Annotated in this window: 10 protein-coding genes; 2 read left to right on the top strand and 8 right to left on the bottom strand. The window is 49.3% G+C overall.

Going from position 1 to position 16,039, the window contains the following annotated elements:
• Positions 1 to 39: 39 nt before the first annotated feature.
• The 6 genes from CLC93_RS00225 to CLC93_RS00200 are packed head-to-tail and all read right to left on the bottom strand — an operon-like array spanning position 40 to position 6,975.
• A complete protein-coding gene (locus CLC93_RS00225) occupies positions 40 to 1,683 on the bottom strand; it encodes a BatD family protein (RefSeq protein WP_095503930.1) in 1,644 nt (547 codons plus the stop codon).
• Positions 1,683 to 3,662: a VWA domain-containing protein gene (locus tag CLC93_RS00220; RefSeq protein ID WP_095503929.1), complete on the bottom strand. Its 1,980-nt coding sequence runs from the start codon at positions 3,660 to 3,662 to the stop codon at positions 1,683 to 1,685. Before CLC93_RS00220 ends, CLC93_RS00225 begins: the two co-directional genes overlap by 1 nt.
• Complete coding sequence (locus CLC93_RS00215) at positions 3,659 to 4,648, bottom strand: vWA domain-containing protein (RefSeq protein WP_095503928.1); 990 nt, start codon at positions 4,646 to 4,648, stop codon at positions 3,659 to 3,661. The genes CLC93_RS00220 and CLC93_RS00215 overlap by 4 nt, the downstream gene beginning before the upstream one ends.
• The gene (locus CLC93_RS00210) at positions 4,641 to 5,099 is read right to left on the bottom strand and encodes a DUF4381 domain-containing protein (RefSeq protein ID WP_095503927.1); all 459 of its coding nucleotides are present in this window, start codon (positions 5,097 to 5,099) and stop codon (positions 4,641 to 4,643) included. Before CLC93_RS00210 ends, CLC93_RS00215 begins: the two co-directional genes overlap by 8 nt.
• Complete coding sequence (locus CLC93_RS00205; protein ID WP_095503926.1) at positions 5,099 to 6,016, bottom strand: DUF58 domain-containing protein; 918 nt, start codon at positions 6,014 to 6,016, stop codon at positions 5,099 to 5,101. The genes CLC93_RS00210 and CLC93_RS00205 overlap by 1 nt, the downstream gene beginning before the upstream one ends.
• Before the next feature lie 2 nt (positions 6,017 to 6,018).
• Entirely contained in the window at positions 6,019 to 6,975 is a 957-nt protein-coding gene (locus CLC93_RS00200) for an AAA family ATPase (RefSeq protein ID WP_095503925.1), read from the bottom strand.
• Positions 6,976 to 7,182: 207 nt separating this feature from the next.
• Between CLC93_RS00200 and fadI the strand changes: the two genes are divergently transcribed.
• Positions 7,183 to 8,493, top strand: a complete 1,311-nt coding sequence (gene fadI, locus CLC93_RS00195; RefSeq protein ID WP_095503924.1) for an acetyl-CoA C-acyltransferase FadI — start codon at positions 7,183 to 7,185, stop codon at positions 8,491 to 8,493.
• Positions 8,493 to 10,631, top strand: a complete 2,139-nt coding sequence (gene fadJ, locus CLC93_RS00190; protein WP_095503923.1) for a fatty acid oxidation complex subunit alpha FadJ — start codon at positions 8,493 to 8,495, stop codon at positions 10,629 to 10,631. The genes fadI and fadJ overlap by 1 nt, the downstream gene beginning before the upstream one ends.
• Positions 10,632 to 11,196: 565 nt before the next feature.
• Here the strand turns inward: fadJ and CLC93_RS00175 are convergent.
• Both CLC93_RS00175 and CLC93_RS00170 read right to left on the bottom strand, forming a co-directional pair.
• A complete protein-coding gene (locus CLC93_RS00175) occupies positions 11,197 to 11,487 on the bottom strand; it encodes a hypothetical protein (protein WP_095503920.1) in 291 nt (96 codons plus the stop codon).
• Between the two features lie 188 nt (positions 11,488 to 11,675).
• Entirely contained in the window at positions 11,676 to 15,998 is a 4,323-nt protein-coding gene (locus tag CLC93_RS00170; protein ID WP_095503919.1) for an EAL domain-containing protein, read from the bottom strand.
• Positions 15,999 to 16,039 lie beyond the last annotated feature (41 nt).

The following is a 16,039-nucleotide window of genomic DNA, read 5'->3' as shown; positions in this document are numbered from 1 at the left end:
ACGCTTAGGCGGCCAATGTTTGACCGCCTTTATTTTAGCTTACTCTTTGTTGGACAAAGGATAAAGTGGCGCGAGAGTTGCGCTTGAATGGGCTTTTTTCGGCAGGTTAGCCACTAATTGATACAAAGGCATTAAATCTAGAGCCGAATCAGACTTATTTGGTGAATAGGTGTGCGCTTGAGCGATGTCGAGTGCTTTAGCGAGCTGAGGTGAGTGTTGGCGCAGCTGGGTTAACGACTGTCGCTCGCCAGTGACTTGGGCCGCGGCGCCGGTGAGTAGCTTAAGTGCATCGCCTAGCTGGCCTTTTTGACAGGCATCGTGAAAGCGCTGCAAGTCATCGTTTTTTGGCGCTGTGCGGGCAGGCGCTTTGGACTCGGTCGATTTTTCTCGGCGCCACCAAAGCCAATGACCCAACCAGCCTAAGGCCAATGCAGCGCTGGCCAGTTGCCAAGGCAGCAGATTGCTGGGTTCAGCGCTTGACGGTTGGGGCTGAACTGTGGCTTCTACCGGCAGTGTGAGGCCATCGGCGGCCACCACAGTAATGGTTTTACCCTCTAACCGGGCCACTTCGGCGCGCTTGGTGTGGGGATTAAACCAGAGCAACTCGACGTCTGGAATGACTAGCTCACCGGCTTGAGTCGGAATTAGCGCCTGATTAATGGTCAGTTGGCTAATGAGCTGCTCATTGCGAATAGCACTGTTGCGCTGGGGCTTTTCGGGGTAGCGTTTTACCCAGCCTGGCAACTCCATTTGTGGCTCAGGGATGGCGTTGACATCGCTGTTAACCGCGGTGATTTGCCAGTTGAGATTTAGCGGTTGTCCCACTTCAACACTGTCGGGCAGGGCGTCTCCAACCGCTTGTAAAACTACCATGTCTGAAACCAACCAAGGCCCGTTGAAATCGATGGGCTTGTCGAGAACGGTTAGAGTTAGCGGCTCGCCTTCGGCGCGCGTTGGCATGCTTTGGTTAAAAGCGAACAAGCTATCGCGAGAGCGGCTGTTTACCACGATATCTCCGTCAAATACCGCTGGCGGTAGCTCGTACTCCCCGGGTTCTTCAAGGGTTAGCGCGTAATTGCGTTCGATAACACGGTAGCGTTTACCCTCGATGATTTCAGTGGTGTCTTTGTCTTCACCGATTTGCTGTAAGCTCATGCCTTCGAGCTGGGGCGCGGTTAACGCACCGCGTTGTAACTCAGCCCCTATCAGAAGTTTAACCTTGTAGTTAAGCACCTGGCCTAAATAGGCGCGAGATTGACTAACACTGTTAAACACTTCTACCGGTGCGCTTTGATTTGGGTTGGCGCCAGCTTGAACCGTCAGGGTAAAAGGTTGGCTCTCAAACGGGCCAACGGTCAGCGGGCCGATGGGATAGTCTCCTGGCTGGGTTGCAACCAGAACCGTCTGCCAAACCGTGGTTCGGCGAGTATCAAAGTTAATGATTTGAGTGTTGCGCCGAACACTGGTGCGCCCGAGGGTAAACTGTTCGCCTAACTGACTGGCATCAAAGGCGTCAGCGGGCAAGTCTTGGTCTACTTCTACGGTTAAGACTATGGGTTGGTTGGTCTGCGCGGGATTTTGATCCACCGATACCAGCACATTGGCCTGCAACTGACCGGCAAACAGCAAAGTGAGTAAGCTTGCCCATTGCCACAAGCGTTTTTGTATTTGAGAGAAAACCATTACCAGGCTTGTCCTTGTACTTGCGCCCGTCCATCGGCTCGGCGCTTTCTGTGTTCTAACAGCATTTTGTTTCGCAGCAATAACGAAGGGTCATCGTCTAACTGCTGTATCAGCTTTTGCAATTCGGGCGGCAGTTGGTCAGCATTGCCGTCAGCTTCCCCCGGGCTGACTGCTGCGCCTTGGGCTTGTTGGTCATCGTTGTCAGCGGCTTGCTCTGGTTGAGACGCGGCACTTGCGTCTTGAGTTCCTGCTTGCGGCTCAGATTGCTCCGGCTGACTGCGCGAGGGGGCACTTTCGAGTTGCGAGTGTTGGCTTTGATCTCCCTGTGCGCTTTCGGATTGCTCCCCTTGCTCGCCAGAATCTTGCTGCTCAGATTGTGAGGACTGTTCGTCCTGAGCGCTGTCGCTGGATGATTCTTGCGAGTTTTGCGGGTTCGAGCTGTCTTGTTTAGATTCACCTTGCTCGCCGCTTTGTTGCTCTGAACTTTGGTTCTCAGAGCTTTGATTCTCAGAGCTTTGGTTTTCAGGGCTCTGTTGGTCAGGGCCTTGTTGCTCGGAATCTTGCTGGTCTTGTTGTTCAGAGTTTTGCTGATCTGAGTCCTGTTGGTCTGACTCACCTTGTCCTTGGGAGTCTTGCGATTGTTGCTTTAAGGCTTGGGCTAATTCCAAGTTGGACTTGGCCTGTTCAAAGTCTTGCTCAAGCGTCAGGGCTTGCTGGTATTGCTCAATTGCGCCATCGATATCGCCATCTTTGAGTAGAGCATTGCCCTGGTTGTAGCGCGCGTTAGCGCCTTCAAGGCTTTGATAAAGCTCAGCGGCACTTTGGTAATCCCCCTGACGGTAGGCGTTGGCCGCTCGCCACTGGGCTTGGTCTAATAGCTCAGCCGCTTTGTCGTGCTCACCTTGAGCGTAGGCCTGCTGCCCTTTGCCTTGGGGTGACTGCCACCAAGCGGCGTGAGCTGGTGTTGGCTGAAACGCAATAAGCCCAAGAGGCAACAAGTATTGCCACAGTCGACCTTGGCGAAAGCTCAGGAGCATGGGCAAAATCAGCAAACATGCCAAGTAAGGCCCCAAGTCTTGCCATTGCTGCGAGAGTTGGTCGCTGATTTGTGATTCGCCCAATTGATTGAGCTTGTCGGCCAGTTGATTGAGTTCGCCGCCACTAGGGCTGGCCGCCAACCAATGGGCGTCGGCGTTTTTAACCAACTGCTGAATCGGGGCTCGGGTTAAGCGCGGGATCACTATGTTGCCGCGATTGTCTTTTAGCAGTTGACCGTTTGGCAGTTGCACTGGCGCACCATCACGACTGGCGAAGGTGTATAGATGCAGTTGATAGTTGGTGTTGCTCAGTAGCTGCTCAATCTTGTCTGCCTGTCCGGGCGTTAATCCATCGCCAAACAACACGATATCGCCGCTCAAATGGCCCGATTGGGTCAATAACTGAATGGCCAGTTGAGCCGCTTCCTCAGGCGATGAGCCTTTGACCGGCATAATATCCGGCGACAAGGCAGGCAGCAGGTTTACCAAAGTGCCTTTGTCGGACGTGAGTGGCGCAATGGTATAGGCCTCGCCAGCGTAGGCAATCAATCCGGTATCACCGTCATTCACCAGCTTGAGTAGGTCGTTGGCGCGGAATTTAGCTTGAGCGAGGCGATTGGGTTTAAAGTCGGTGGCGTACATAGAGCGCGACATATCCATCGCTATCACGCGCGCTTGTTGGTTCTTAAATACCTGAGTGTCGCTTTGGAATAATGCCGGGCCCGCGGCGGCAATTATTCCGGTGAAAAGCGCCAATGCGAGTGGCCACAAAGGACGCTTGGCGCTGTTGTCTCCGCCACTTAAGAGCACTTGATGCAGATGCTCAGGCAACATCTTGTTCCACTGCGAGTTGTTCGCCCGCAAGCGCTTAAGTAACAGGAGCAAAAGCGCTAGCGGAATTAGCGCCCACAGCCACTCGGGTCTTAGCCAGTGCAAACTCATGCATCACCTCGCGCAGGCCGCCAATTGGGCACCCAAGGTGATAGCAGTTGAATCGCACATACGAGCAAGGCTAGCAATAAAGGCAAGTAAAACAGCTCAGTGCGCGGGCGATATTGATTGCCTTCAGCTTCGATGGGCTGCAATTGCTCAATGGCTTGATAAATCCGTTGCATGTCTTGCGAGGAGCGAGCGCGGAAATACTCGCCATTGGTGGCATTCGCCATGGCCTTGAGCGCGCCTTCGTCGAGATCTGACGCGGTTGGCACCTTAAAGCTGCCAAACAAGGAGCGTTGTTCCATTTCATCGGCGCCAACGCCTATGGCATAGATTACTACGCCAACCGCTTTGGCTAGCTCCAGCGCTTGCTGAGGCGATAAACTGCCCGCGGTGTTACTACCATCGGTGAGCAGTACCAACACTTTATTGCTGTCCGAGCGTTGGTCGAAGCGCTTGGCGGCTAGTGCTATCGCATCGCCGATGGCGGTTTGATTGCCCACCAGGCCTAATTGCGCTTCTTCCAAATACTGCACAATAGAGCGGCTGTCCTGGGTCAACGGCGCTTGCAGGTAGGCGCGATCACCAAACAAAATCAGCCCGAGGCGATCGCCTTGGCGTCGCGACACAAACTCGGCGGATAGGTGCTGGACCATAGTGAAGCGGTCCACCGTATCGCCATTGAGCTTCATATCGGGGATTTCCATGGAGCCGGATAAATCCAGCGCTAACATCAGCTCGCGGCCTTCTTGGGCGATAGGGATTGGCTCACCGACCCACTGGGGGCGCGCACAGGCCAGCACAAGAAGCATCCATACTAGCCAAAGCCCAGGACGTGCCAAACGAGTGAGTGGGCGTTTACCTTGGCGCAGACCTCGTCCAGCCCCAGCTAGCTTAAGCGCGGTTTGATGGGAGGCTTGTACCGGCTTGTGGCGAATAATAAAGGGCAGGGGCAACAGTAATAGGACCCACCACCAAAGCACATCAAGCATGGGGCCTCCTGGCGGGCAATGCCTGCTTTAACCACTGCTGGGCCCAAGCTCTCATCTGCTCAAAATCTTTTTGGGTCACGCCTTGGGGGCTATAACTGGCGCTCAATATTGGCTCTAGTGGAATAGGAGCTGGGTGAATGCTTTGTAACCAAGCACACCAGTCAGCGGTGGTTTTTCCCCAAGCCTGACTGCTGGGGTGATAGTGTCTTGCCACCCGCTTCAACAGTGCGTTGAGCTCGATAACCTGATGGGCTTGTGTCATTAGAGCCAGCTCTTGGATGGCTTGTTGTTGAGCCGCGCGATATTGGCGGCGCTGACGCCACCACCAAAGTGCGAGGCCTGCGCTCGCGAGCACTAGTAAAACCAACAGATACCAAAGTGGATGCAGGGTTAACCAAAAGCTAACCGGTGTTGGTTCGACGATGTCTGCCATATTGGCCAGCGGGTCCATTAGCTTAACTCCCGCAATTGACTGGCCAGTGGTTTGGCTGCACTGATAGCCTGCCAGCGCACTTGATGTTGCTGCGCCCAGTGTTTCAGCGCCTGTTGCCGTTCTTGTTGAGCGCTGGCGTAGTCGCGATATCCTGCGCGATTGAGTACGCCGCGCCGGCGCCCATCCAACACAGCTAGTTCGGCGCCAACCGGCCAGGTTTGCTGACCGAGTCGAAATGGGTCGACCACTTGAACCAAATTGAGATCGCATTGGCGTTTTAAGCGAGCCAGTTGGTCCATCGCAGCTGTATCAAGGGAGCTACCATCGCTAATTACGTGGATCAGTGAGCCGGGCTTGGCGAGTCGGCGCAATCGCTGCAACGCGCTTTGCAAATAGTCGGCCTGATGGGGCTGATTGTCGGTGCGTTGGTGCTGCAAAACTAAGGCTTGGATTAACGCCATAACCCCTTGGCGCCGCGATTTGGGCTTGAGCTCAATGTGACCGTGCTCTGAGCAAACCAAAGCGCCAAGGCGGTCGCCTTGTTGGCAGGCATGCCATCCAAGGGTTGCGGACACATGGGCAATCTGCACCGATTGCAACAGCAGGCTCGAGCCAAAGCGGGCGCTATCACCTAGGTCGACCAAGAGAATGACCGGGCGTTCGCGCTCTTCAACGAATAACTTAGTGTGGGCTTTTCCAGTTCGAGCAGTAACGCGCCAGTCAATGGTGCGCACGTCGTCCCCCGCTTGGTAGCGGCGTACCTCGGCAAACTCCATGCCTCGGCCTTTGATCAAACTGGCGCGAGTCCCCGCCTGCGCGTGACGGGCTTTGCCGCGACGGTCGGGCAAAGCACTGGCTTGCCGTTGGCAGGCCAGCAGTTCTTTTTCGGTGAGATTGACGCCATCGCTAAACAGCGGAAAAACCAACTCAGCCATGATTAAGGCACGGCCACCAAAGACAGAATGCGTTGAATAATGGTGTCGTTGTCGACCCCTTCCGCTTCGGCGTGATAACTGCGCAGTAAGCGGTGACGCAAGGCATTCGCAGTCACCGCTTGGATGTCTTCTGGAGAGACGAAGTCGCGCTGCATTAACCAAGCGCGAGCTCGAGCACAGCGCTCTATGGCGATGGTGGCACGCGGGCTGACGCCAAATTCCAGCCATTGGGCAAGCTCATCGCAGTACACCGATGGTTGGCGCGTGGCCATCACTAATTGGACTATGTACTGCTCAAGACTCGGTGCCAAATACAGGGTTAAGGCTTGCTCTCGGGCATTCTCAATATCGACTTGGCTGATGGGGGTTACTTGCGGCGCTTCACCGTGTAAGGCTTCGTTGCGCGACAGAGCCAAAATCTGGGCTTCGGTTTGCGCGTCTGGGTAGTCGAGATTCAAGTGCAGCAAGAAGCGGTCGAGTTGGGCTTCTGGCAGAGGGTAGGTGCCCTCATTTTCCAAAGGATTTTGGGTGGCCATCACTAAGAACAAGTCAGGTAGCTTATAGCTTTTCTTGCCGACCGTGATTTGACCTTCGGCCATGGCTTCAAGCAGCGCCGACTGCACTTTAGCCGGTGCACGATTGATTTCATCGGCCAGTACTAGATTGTGAAACAACGGTCCAGCCTCAAAGTGAAACTGTCCAGTTTCCGCTCGATAGATATCGGTACCTGTAAGGTCCGCCGGCAGCAAGTCAGGAGTGAACTGAACCCGATGAAAGTTTCCTTCGATGCCTTTGCTAAGTGCATTAATGGCGCGGGTTTTAGCCAGCCCTGGTGGCCCCTCAACTAACAGGTGGCCATCGGCTATCAGCGCAATCAGCAGGTTTTCGGTAAGTTCTGGTTGGCCAATCACTTGGCTATCAAGATACTGTTTTAGCGATTGAAATCTGTCTAATGGCATTAAAAAGCCCTAGCTTTTATTCGAGTAATTTAGATTTGAGGTCTATGTTAATAATTCGCTCTAGCCTTGGCTAGGCCTAATCTTCATACACTGGTTTGAATTTTGACCGACAGAGGTTAAGATGAATGCCGTGTAATGGTCTGACCTGTTTATTAGAAGGTCGCCTCATCGATTCATGGAAGCCGCTAAAGATTCAAAGGAGGGCCAATGAGCGCCAGCCAATCCGTTACAACGGCCAATGGCGATCGCATCGCCATTGTCACCGGATTACGTACCCCGTTTGCCAAGCAAGCCACTGAGTTTCACGGCATATCCGCTTTGGATATGGGGAAAATGGTAGTTAACGAACTTATTCAACGCGCCGAGATTGACCCGAAAATCATTGAGCAAGTGGTGTATGGCCAGGTAGTTCAAATGCCTGAAGCGCCAAACATCGCTCGTGAAATTGTATTGGGTACCGGCATGTCGGTGCATACAGACGCTTACTCGGTAAGTCGTGCCTGCGCCACCAGTTTCCAGTCCACAGTGAATGTCGCCGAGTCGATTATGGCCGGCACCATTGATGTTGGTATCGCCGGGGGAGCAGATAGCTCATCTGTGCTGCCTATCGGTGTGTCCAAGCAACTGGCCCGAGCCTTGGTGGACTTGTCCAAAGCTCGCACCTTGTCGCAGCGCTGGAATATTCTGAAGAAACTCAAGCTAAAGCAGTTATTGCCGGTACCGCCAGCGGTGGCAGAGTATTCCACCGGTCTGTCCATGGGGCAAACCGCTGAGCAAATGGCAAAAACCCATGGCATTAGCCGCGCGGATCAAGATGCTTTGGCTCATCGTTCGCACAGCCTGGCCACCCAAACTTGGGAGTCGGGTGTTTTAGCCGATGAAGTGATGACCGCGCATGTACCTCCTTATAAACAGTTCATCTCGCAGGACAATAACGTGCGCCATGACTCCAAGTTAGAGTCTTACGCGAAATTGCGTCCCGTGTTCGATCGACGCCACGGTACAGTCACGGCTGCTAACTCGACACCTCTGACCGATGGCGCCTCGGCGGTATTGCTGATGAGTGAGTCAAAAGCCAAAGCCTTGGGTTATGAGCCGATTGGCTATATCAAGTCTTACGCTTTTGCGGCAATTGACGTGTGGGAAGACATGTTAATGGGGCCGTCGTACGCTACGCCTTTGGCGCTTGAGCGAGCCGGCATGACCCTAGACGATGTGGACTTGGTGGAAATGCACGAAGCGTTTGCTGCGCAAGCGCTGGCTAACGTGAAAATGTTCGCTAGTTCCGAGTTTGCCAAGCAAAAGCTTAATCGCACCTCGGCCATTGGTGAGATAGACATGGATAAATTTAACGTGCTCGGTGGCTCGTTGGCATACGGACACCCGTTTGCGGCCACTGGCACTCGCTTGATTACCCAGCTTTGTAATGAGCTTAAGCGTCGCGGTGGCGGCGTTGGATTGACCACGGCGTGTGCCGCCGGTGGTTTGGGTGCAGCAATGATCCTGGAGGTAGACTGATGACAGAGGAAGTTAAGCCAAGCAGCTTTAGCCTTGAGGTTCGCGAAGACGGAATCGCGCTGCTGAAAATGGATGTGGTCGGTGAGACCATGAACACCCTGCGCTCCGAATTTGCGCAGGAGTTTGATGAAATTTTGGCTCAGCTCAACGCTGACAGCCGAGTGCGTGGTTTGGTGCTGTACTCGGGCAAGGACACTTCGTTTGTGGCTGGTGCCGATGTGCACATGCTCGATGAGTGCGACACTGCAGAGCAAGCGCAAGCCATTGCTGCAGAAGGGCAGCGCATTTTCGATCAAATTGAGAATCTGCGAATTCCGGTGGTTGCCGCCATTCATGGGGTGGCACTAGGTGGTGGATTAGAGCTAGCCCTGGCCTGTCATCGTCGGGTGTGCTCGGATAGCCCGAAGACCTTATTGGGTGTGCCAGAAGTCCAGTTAGGCTTGCTACCTGGTAGTGGCGGTACTCAGCGTTTACCAGCGCTAGTTGGAGTGTCCAAGGCATTGGATATGATGCTTACCGGCAAGCAAGTGCGACCTAAGCAGGCTTTGAAAATGGGCTTGGTAGACGAGATGGTTCCCCAGTCGATTTTGCTTGATGCTGCGATTGAGCTGGCTCAAGACCGAGCCTGGTCTCGTCCCAAGCGCAAGCAAGATGCTGTAACCAAAGTACTAGAAGCCACGCCTGTGGGGCGCAACATCATTTTTGACCAAGCGGGCAAGCAAGTCTTTAAAAAGACCCAAGGCAATTATCCAGCGCCAGAGCGTATTATTGATAGTGTGCGCACCGGTCTGCGCCGAGGTCGTAAAGCTGGTCTAGAAGCCGAAGCCCGTCATTTTGGCGAGCTGGTGATGACCCCTGAGTCACAGGCTTTGCGCAGTATCTTCTTCGCAACTACCGAGATGAAAAAAGAATCCGGTGCAGGTGATGTGGTTGCCGAGCCGGTCAATAAAGCTGTTGTGCTCGGTGGTGGTCTGATGGGCGGAGGTATCGCAGCTGTAACGGCGACCAAAGCCAAGATCCCGGTGCGGATTAAAGACATTAGTGAACAGGGCATTAGTCACGCGCTGAAATACGGTTACGACTTGCTGCAAAAGCGGGTTAAGCGTCGTCACATGCGTGCATCCGATCGCGACAAGTTGATGGCCTTGATGACTGCGACGCTTGAATATCGCGGTGTGAAAGACGCCGACATCGTAGTCGAAGCTGTGTTTGAAGACATTAACCTCAAGCACCAGATGGTTCGCGACGTTGAAGCCAACTGTTCCGATAGCACAGTATTTGCGTCAAACACCTCTTCATTGCCGATTGGCGAGATCGCCAAAGCGGCCGAGCACCCTGAGCGTGTAATTGGCCTTCACTACTTCTCGCCGGTGGACAAAATGCCGCTGGCTGAGGTTATCGCTCACGAGGGAACATCGCCTGAGACGATTGCCAAGACCGTGGCCTTTGCTAAGAAGCAGGGCAAGACGCCTATCGTCGTAAAAGATGGCGCAGGCTTCTATGTGAACCGTATTTTGGCCCTGTACATGAACGAAGCGGCTCAAGTGCTTTTGGAGGGTACGGGTATTGCTGAAATGGACAAGTCGGTGGTGAAATTTGGTTTCCCAGTGGGACCGATGACACTGTTAGACGAAGTGGGAATCGACGTTGGTGCTAAGATTGGCCCAATTTTGGAGTCCAATTTGGGTGCTCGGTTCAAAGCCCCTGACGCTTTCGACAAGTTGTTGGAGGATGACCGCAAGGGCAAGAAGAACGGTCGTGGTTTCTACGATTACAAGAACGGTAAGCGTGGCGCTAAGTCGGTTGATGAATCCGTGTACTCAGTACTCGGGCTACAGCCGTCAACCCAGACCATGAAAAAACATCAGCTGGATCGATGCATCATGCAGATGCTAAACGAAGCGGCTCGCTGTTATGATGAGGGCATTATCGCTAACGCTCGCGACGGCGATATCGGAGCCATCTTCGGAATCGGCTTCCCACCATTCTTAGGCGGGCCATTCAGATACATGGATAGACTAGGAATCGATCAGGTGGTGACCAAACTGCAATTGTTTGAGTTGGAGTACGGTGAGCGCTTTGCACCGGCACAGGTGCTGGTGGATATGGCGGAAAGCGGTAAGAGGTTTTACGAATAGATTACTTTTAGGCAACATATTGCCAAAATTTCCGGAAGAATAGGGCAGGTAACTGCCCTTTTTATCGCCTAAAGCTTGGGGTTTAAGTATAATTTTTGAACAGTTTTCAAAGGGAGTATAAGCGTGCTTTGGATGTGGTTTGTGGTTGTAGTTGTTAGTGCAGTTTTTATTGGGCAGCAAGCGTTTCAGCAAGGTATGCCCGTTAAGCGCTGGGGATTTGCAGGAGCTCTGATCGGACCTTTCGCTTGGCCTCTGTATCAGTCCCACCTTCGCTTATCTCGCGCCAAAGTCAGAGGCAAATCTTTGACACTCTGATTGCGACAAATTTGTAAGCGTCAGATTTTCGTCGAAAAATTGACGGTTAAGAACTAAAAAGGGAGCCAATCGGCTCCCTTAGTTATTTATAACCCTAGCGTATTTGACGCTATTAGTTCCACCAAGCTTTGGCTGGAACGGCTTCTAGGGTTTGTAGACCTGCCGGCAAAGTCGCTTTTTTACGTTGCTCTGACTTTAGGCCTAGTGCTTTTTTGATGGCTTTTAGCATGATGATAGCTCCTGGTCAGTGTTAAGCAGATTGGGTTTCTTGGTTTTCAATCCAAGGAAGGCCTGCGGTGTTGATGTCTTGGTTTTCAATCCAAGGAAGGCCTGCGGTGTTGATGTCTTGGTTTTCAATCCAAGGAAGGCCTGCGGTGTTGATGTCTTGGTTTTCAATCCAAGGAAGGCCTGCGGTGTTGATGTCTTGGTTTTCAATCCAAGGAAGGCCTGCGGTGTTGATGTCTTGGTTTTCAATCCAAGGTAAACCAGCTGCAACACTAAAGCACGAAGCCAGAGCAAGAACGATTAGTCCCTTATTCATTTCTTTTCTCCACGAAAAACTAGTAGATTTTTTGACTATGTCTTAAGTGAAGCAATCAGCGTGCCAAAGTTGTACGATAGTACTAAAAAGATAAAAAGGGGGGGGAAGGTATGCGGGTAGACGGACCTATGTGCTGGTCTGCCAATTTTCGCTTAGTTCATTGTTGTGGTGTTTAACTAGCAAACGAATCAAGCATTGGCCGTTGATTTTATCTCGGCGGAAGCTTTAAGTAGGGATTCGAACTCTTTTTCAGGTAAAGGCTTGCTGAATAGAAAGCCTTGCATTTCTTCGCACTTTAGAGCCTTAAGTATATTCCTTTGAGAAGACTGCTCAACTCCTTCTCCAACCACTTTTAATCCCATGTTGTGTGCGATAGTAATTATTGAGTCAACCATCTTTAAATCTCGCTCGGAAGAGTCGATGTCATCGATAAACGCTTTGTCAATTTTTAGCGTATCGATAGGGAATTTCTTTAGATAGCTGAGTGATGAATACCCAGTTCCAAAATCATCTAGAGCTAAGTTAATTCCCAAGTCACTGAGGGTCCTCATTACATCGATGGCTTTTTCTGGATCTTCGATAACAGTACCCTCAGTTATCTCTAGTTCTAAGAGTTGAGGTGGTAACTCTGTGAGCTTAAGTATATTACTTATTCTTTCTCTCAAATCGGGAAGCTCGAATTGCTTTGATGATAAGTTGACGGCAACTCTACCTTTAAGTAAACCTTTCTCGAGCCACTCTTTTGCAGCAAAACACGATTTCTTTAGCACGACCTCTCCAATTTCTATTATAAGGCCATTTTCTTCCGCTAGCGGGATGAATTCACCAGGAGAGACAAATCCTTTCTGAGGGTGATTGATTCTTACCAAAGCCTCCATGCCCGAAACGTTTCCGCTAGATAAGTTGATCTTTGGTTGGTAGTAGACCTCAAAGTAATCATTCTTTAATGAGTCTCTTATAAGCGTTTCTATCTCAAGAACTCTAGTAGCGTTTTTGTTCAGTGATTCAGAGTAGAATTTATAATGAGCACCACCTTTACTTTTGGCAAAATACATTGCCATATCGGCCTTTCGAAGCAGGGATTGCTCGCTTTCTGCATCCTCAGGATAACGAACAATTCCAATACTCGCTCCAACGATGAACTCGCCTTGCTCTAGTCGAATAGGTTTCGATATCTCTTCACAAATCCTCGATGCTAGATATGTCGCACGGGCTGCATCGGCTTGATTATCAAGTAAGACAGCAAACTCGTCCCCTCCTATTCGATATACGTTACATGACGGGCCAATGGCGTCTTGCAACCTATTTGCTGTTTCGATAAGAAGTGTATCGCCTGCTCCGTGGCCATGAGAGTCATTTATTCGCTTGAAGTTGTCGAGGTCCATAACCATCAGCATGTGGTTGTTGTTCTTTCGAACTAAGTTAGCTAGCGAAACTAACAAGTTACTTCGATTTGGAAGACCTGTAAGTAAGTCGTTGTTCGTCAGTCTTCGGAGCTCGTCTTCCTGTTGCTTCCTTAATGAAATGTCAGAAAATACGCCGACGTAATGGGTTAACTCTCCTAAATCATTGTAAATAGCATCTATACTAACTTCCATTAAGAAAGAGGTAGCATCTCCTCTATCAAAGTCAATTTCTCCACTCCATTGACCTTGACCTCGCAAGATTTGCTTTATCTTGTCTGTGTAACTGTTTGGATAACGTGAAAACTGTAGAGTACTACGAATTAAATCGTGTCTGTCTACTTTTAGAATTTCGCAGCAAGCGTCGTTAACCTCTACGAAGTCAAAGTCGTTGCTAAGTATAAACATACCTTCTGAAATGTTTTCGATTGCTCTCGCAAATAAGGTCAACCTTTCTTCTGTCACCTTAAACTCGTTGATATCTTTAATCGTACCGGTCATACGCGTTGGATTGTCGTCACCATCTCGCTCCACAACTTTAGCGCGGTCTAATATCCACATCCAATTACCCTGTTTATTTTTGACTCGATACGTCGATTCAAAGTGCTCAGAGTTTCCCTTGAAATGGAGTTCGAGAGCTTCATTTACTCGCTCTCTATCATGGGGGTGAATATTACTTGACTTAGAGTGCCCTCCGTTTCTCTGGCCATCCTGCGGGAATTCTAATGAACCCCAAATATTTGATCTAAATATTGTCCCTTTATCTATGTCCCAGTCCCACATTTCATCTCCGGACCCCCAAAGGCTTAGTTTAAGTCGCTCTTCACTTTGGGCTATTAAAGCTCGGTTCTTTTGGTTTCGGACATAAGCCTTAAAGAAGAAAAACGAGATTAAAAGTGCAAGAAACACATAGGTAGTCTTCGCATAATTAGTCTTCCAGATTGGAGGCGTTATGTTGATTCTGACATTAGACAAAGGACTTTTGATAGTGGTGCCACTTACACCGCTGTAAAAACTTAAAATATATGTTCCACTAGGAATGTTGGTATATGTTGCAGTCCGATTTGAGTCGGATGAGATCCAATTATCATCAATTCCTTCTAGTTTATAATAGAAGTTAATTGATGCCTGTGTTTGTGATTTTGGAGACTCAAACTTTAAACTAAAAGGGTAGTCTGAGTAGTTTAAAGTGATTTCTTCATTAATGCTTTTAGCTTTATTCAAATAAGTCGCTGGCAAATCCGAAATTTCTTTGTTAAATATTTTTAGTTTCTCTATTCTCGCTTGGTCGGCCAGAGCTTTTCTAAAATAATTAATTATTTTACTCGGCTCGACTCTTGAAATCCCATTAGTTCCACCAAACAGAATGTATTTACCCTCCCCGTAAAGGGAGGAGGAGGGAGCGTGGTACTCGGATTGAGCACCAAAATCTGAGTTTAAAATGTATGAGGTATTGGTATAAAGCGACTTTGCAATAATCTCTCCTTGAGAAGAGGCCCAAATAAAATCATGTGAAATTTCAAAGCTATATATCGGGTTTTCACTTGACAATATTGGGGAGTTATTATCTACGTTGAAAATCCCTGATGTAGTAGCGAAATAAATCTCATTGTTGTAGCCTTTGATGTTGACCACAGGATTTCCGGATGAGACTCGGGCTAAAGAAGTGTGCGAGTTAGAGGATTTATACAATCCTTTCATTGAGCCTATGTATAGCTCGTTCTCGTGAGCTAGTAACTTTATCGGGATATCATCAACTTCTATAATTAGTTTTGTCGTTGTCTGAATAATAGTGTCAGAAAGTTCATCGTAATAGATGCTATAAATTGAGCCATCTATTGTAGCGTAGTAAAGCTGGTTTTTATTTAAATGCGTTGTTGTAATGAACTGATTGTTTAGCTTTTTACCTTCCCATGCTTCACCGGAAAAGCGAAAGTGGTACATTCCATTTTGCCCACTGGTTACAAAGCTTTTTGTGGACAAGATGATTGACGATTTGACTCCATTTAAACCAGTATTAATAAAATGTCTTTCTCCTAATCTGTCTTGGAATAAAACTACTGGGTCGTCCGAACTAAATATAACTGCTGAATTAGAATAGTCGACATGCCAAATATTCTTATCGTTGAGGGGGGCAATATCTAGGTTGTTTATCAGGTTGTTTTCATGGCTTATGAAGGTTAAACCCTCGCCACTATAAATAATCCAAATATTACCCTTGGAATCAACAAAAGCGCTATCTCTTTCTCCAAATTTCTTAATCCTCATGGAGGAGGTTTCTGAAAGGTTTTTTGAGTAAGTTTTTAATGCGTCCTCTGAAATAGTAAAAATTTTATTGCTCGAGGAAATGACAGATATGTTTTCACTATCTAAAACTAACGCATGTTTTGGTTTTTCACCGGTTGGCAGGCCTGTTAATATTAATTGGTTATTTGAAACGGTTAGTGACCTGTAATTGCCAGGGTAAACTCTATGGGTTCCATTGATGTTGATAGACTGTAAAGTGTTGGAGTAATTTACTGTATAGATTTTTTTGTCGTGTATTTCAATATACTTTGCTTTTTTGGAAGCTTCTGACTGAGAAATAGATTGAAGCTCAGATTTAGAATTTAACTTATAGATTCCATCTTTAGTACCAATGATTAGTTCGTTTTCTGGAGTTTCCTTTATTCTCCATACTTCGGAACCATTGAGAGCTTCCAATCCTTTTAGACTCTTTATAGTGTCGGTAGACTCATCGTATCGATATACACCAGAGGAGGAACCTATCAGCAGCCCAAACGAATTGGTTGAGACGATATCTCGAACAAAATTTGCGTTAAGTAGTTTTGTTTGGGAACTGTAGTCCTTAAACGACTGACCATTAAATCGGGATAGACCGTACGCGCTGCCGATCCATACATAACCATTCTTGTCCTCAGCCAAGGATAGTATATTAGATTGGCTCAATCCGTGATCGGTACTAAAAACTTCAAATCTTGGCAATAACTCATCGCTGGCAGCGGCCAATCCAGGTAGAAACCATAGAAGGGCATAAGTTATAAGAGAGAGTAAATGTGTTCGTAGCATTGCTCGTCTAAGCGCGGCTCTCAAGGCGGCAGTATCCATACTTAGCAACCACTTTTTCAGAATCCCCAGCTAATGTCAAA

It is taken from the genome of Paraferrimonas sedimenticola, from assembly GCF_002282855.1.
Lineage (GTDB): Bacteria > Pseudomonadota > Gammaproteobacteria > Enterobacterales > Shewanellaceae > Paraferrimonas > Paraferrimonas sedimenticola.
The sequence above is the reverse complement of the archived record's forward strand: the minus strand, read 5'-3'. Positions and strand labels throughout refer to the sequence as shown.

Excerpts from the sequence above, each read along its gene's own strand:
- CLC93_RS00175 (WP_095503920.1), bottom strand. The coding sequence starts at position 11,487 with ATGAATAAGGGACTAATCGTTCTTGCTCTGGCTTCGTGCTTTAGTGTT.
- CLC93_RS00215 (WP_095503928.1), bottom strand. The coding sequence starts at position 4,648 with ATGCTTGATGTGCTTTGGTGGTGGGTCCTATTACTGTTGCCCCTGCCC.
- CLC93_RS00200 (WP_095503925.1), bottom strand. The coding sequence starts at position 6,975 with ATGCCATTAGACAGATTTCAATCGCTAAAACAGTATCTTGATAGCCAA.
- CLC93_RS00210 (WP_095503927.1), bottom strand. The coding sequence starts at position 5,099 with ATGGACCCGCTGGCCAATATGGCAGACATCGTCGAACCAACACCGGTT.
- CLC93_RS00225 (WP_095503930.1), bottom strand. The coding sequence starts at position 1,683 with ATGGTTTTCTCTCAAATACAAAAACGCTTGTGGCAATGGGCAAGCTTA.
- CLC93_RS00205 (WP_095503926.1), bottom strand. The coding sequence starts at position 6,016 with ATGGCTGAGTTGGTTTTTCCGCTGTTTAGCGATGGCGTCAATCTCACC.
- CLC93_RS00220 (WP_095503929.1), bottom strand. The coding sequence starts at position 3,662 with ATGAGTTTGCACTGGCTAAGACCCGAGTGGCTGTGGGCGCTAATTCCG.
- fadI (WP_095503924.1), top strand. The coding sequence starts at position 7,183 with ATGAGCGCCAGCCAATCCGTTACAACGGCCAATGGCGATCGCATCGCC.
- CLC93_RS00170 (WP_095503919.1), bottom strand. The coding sequence starts at position 15,998 with ATGGATACTGCCGCCTTGAGAGCCGCGCTTAGACGAGCAATGCTACGA.
- fadJ (WP_095503923.1), top strand. The coding sequence starts at position 8,493 with ATGACAGAGGAAGTTAAGCCAAGCAGCTTTAGCCTTGAGGTTCGCGAA.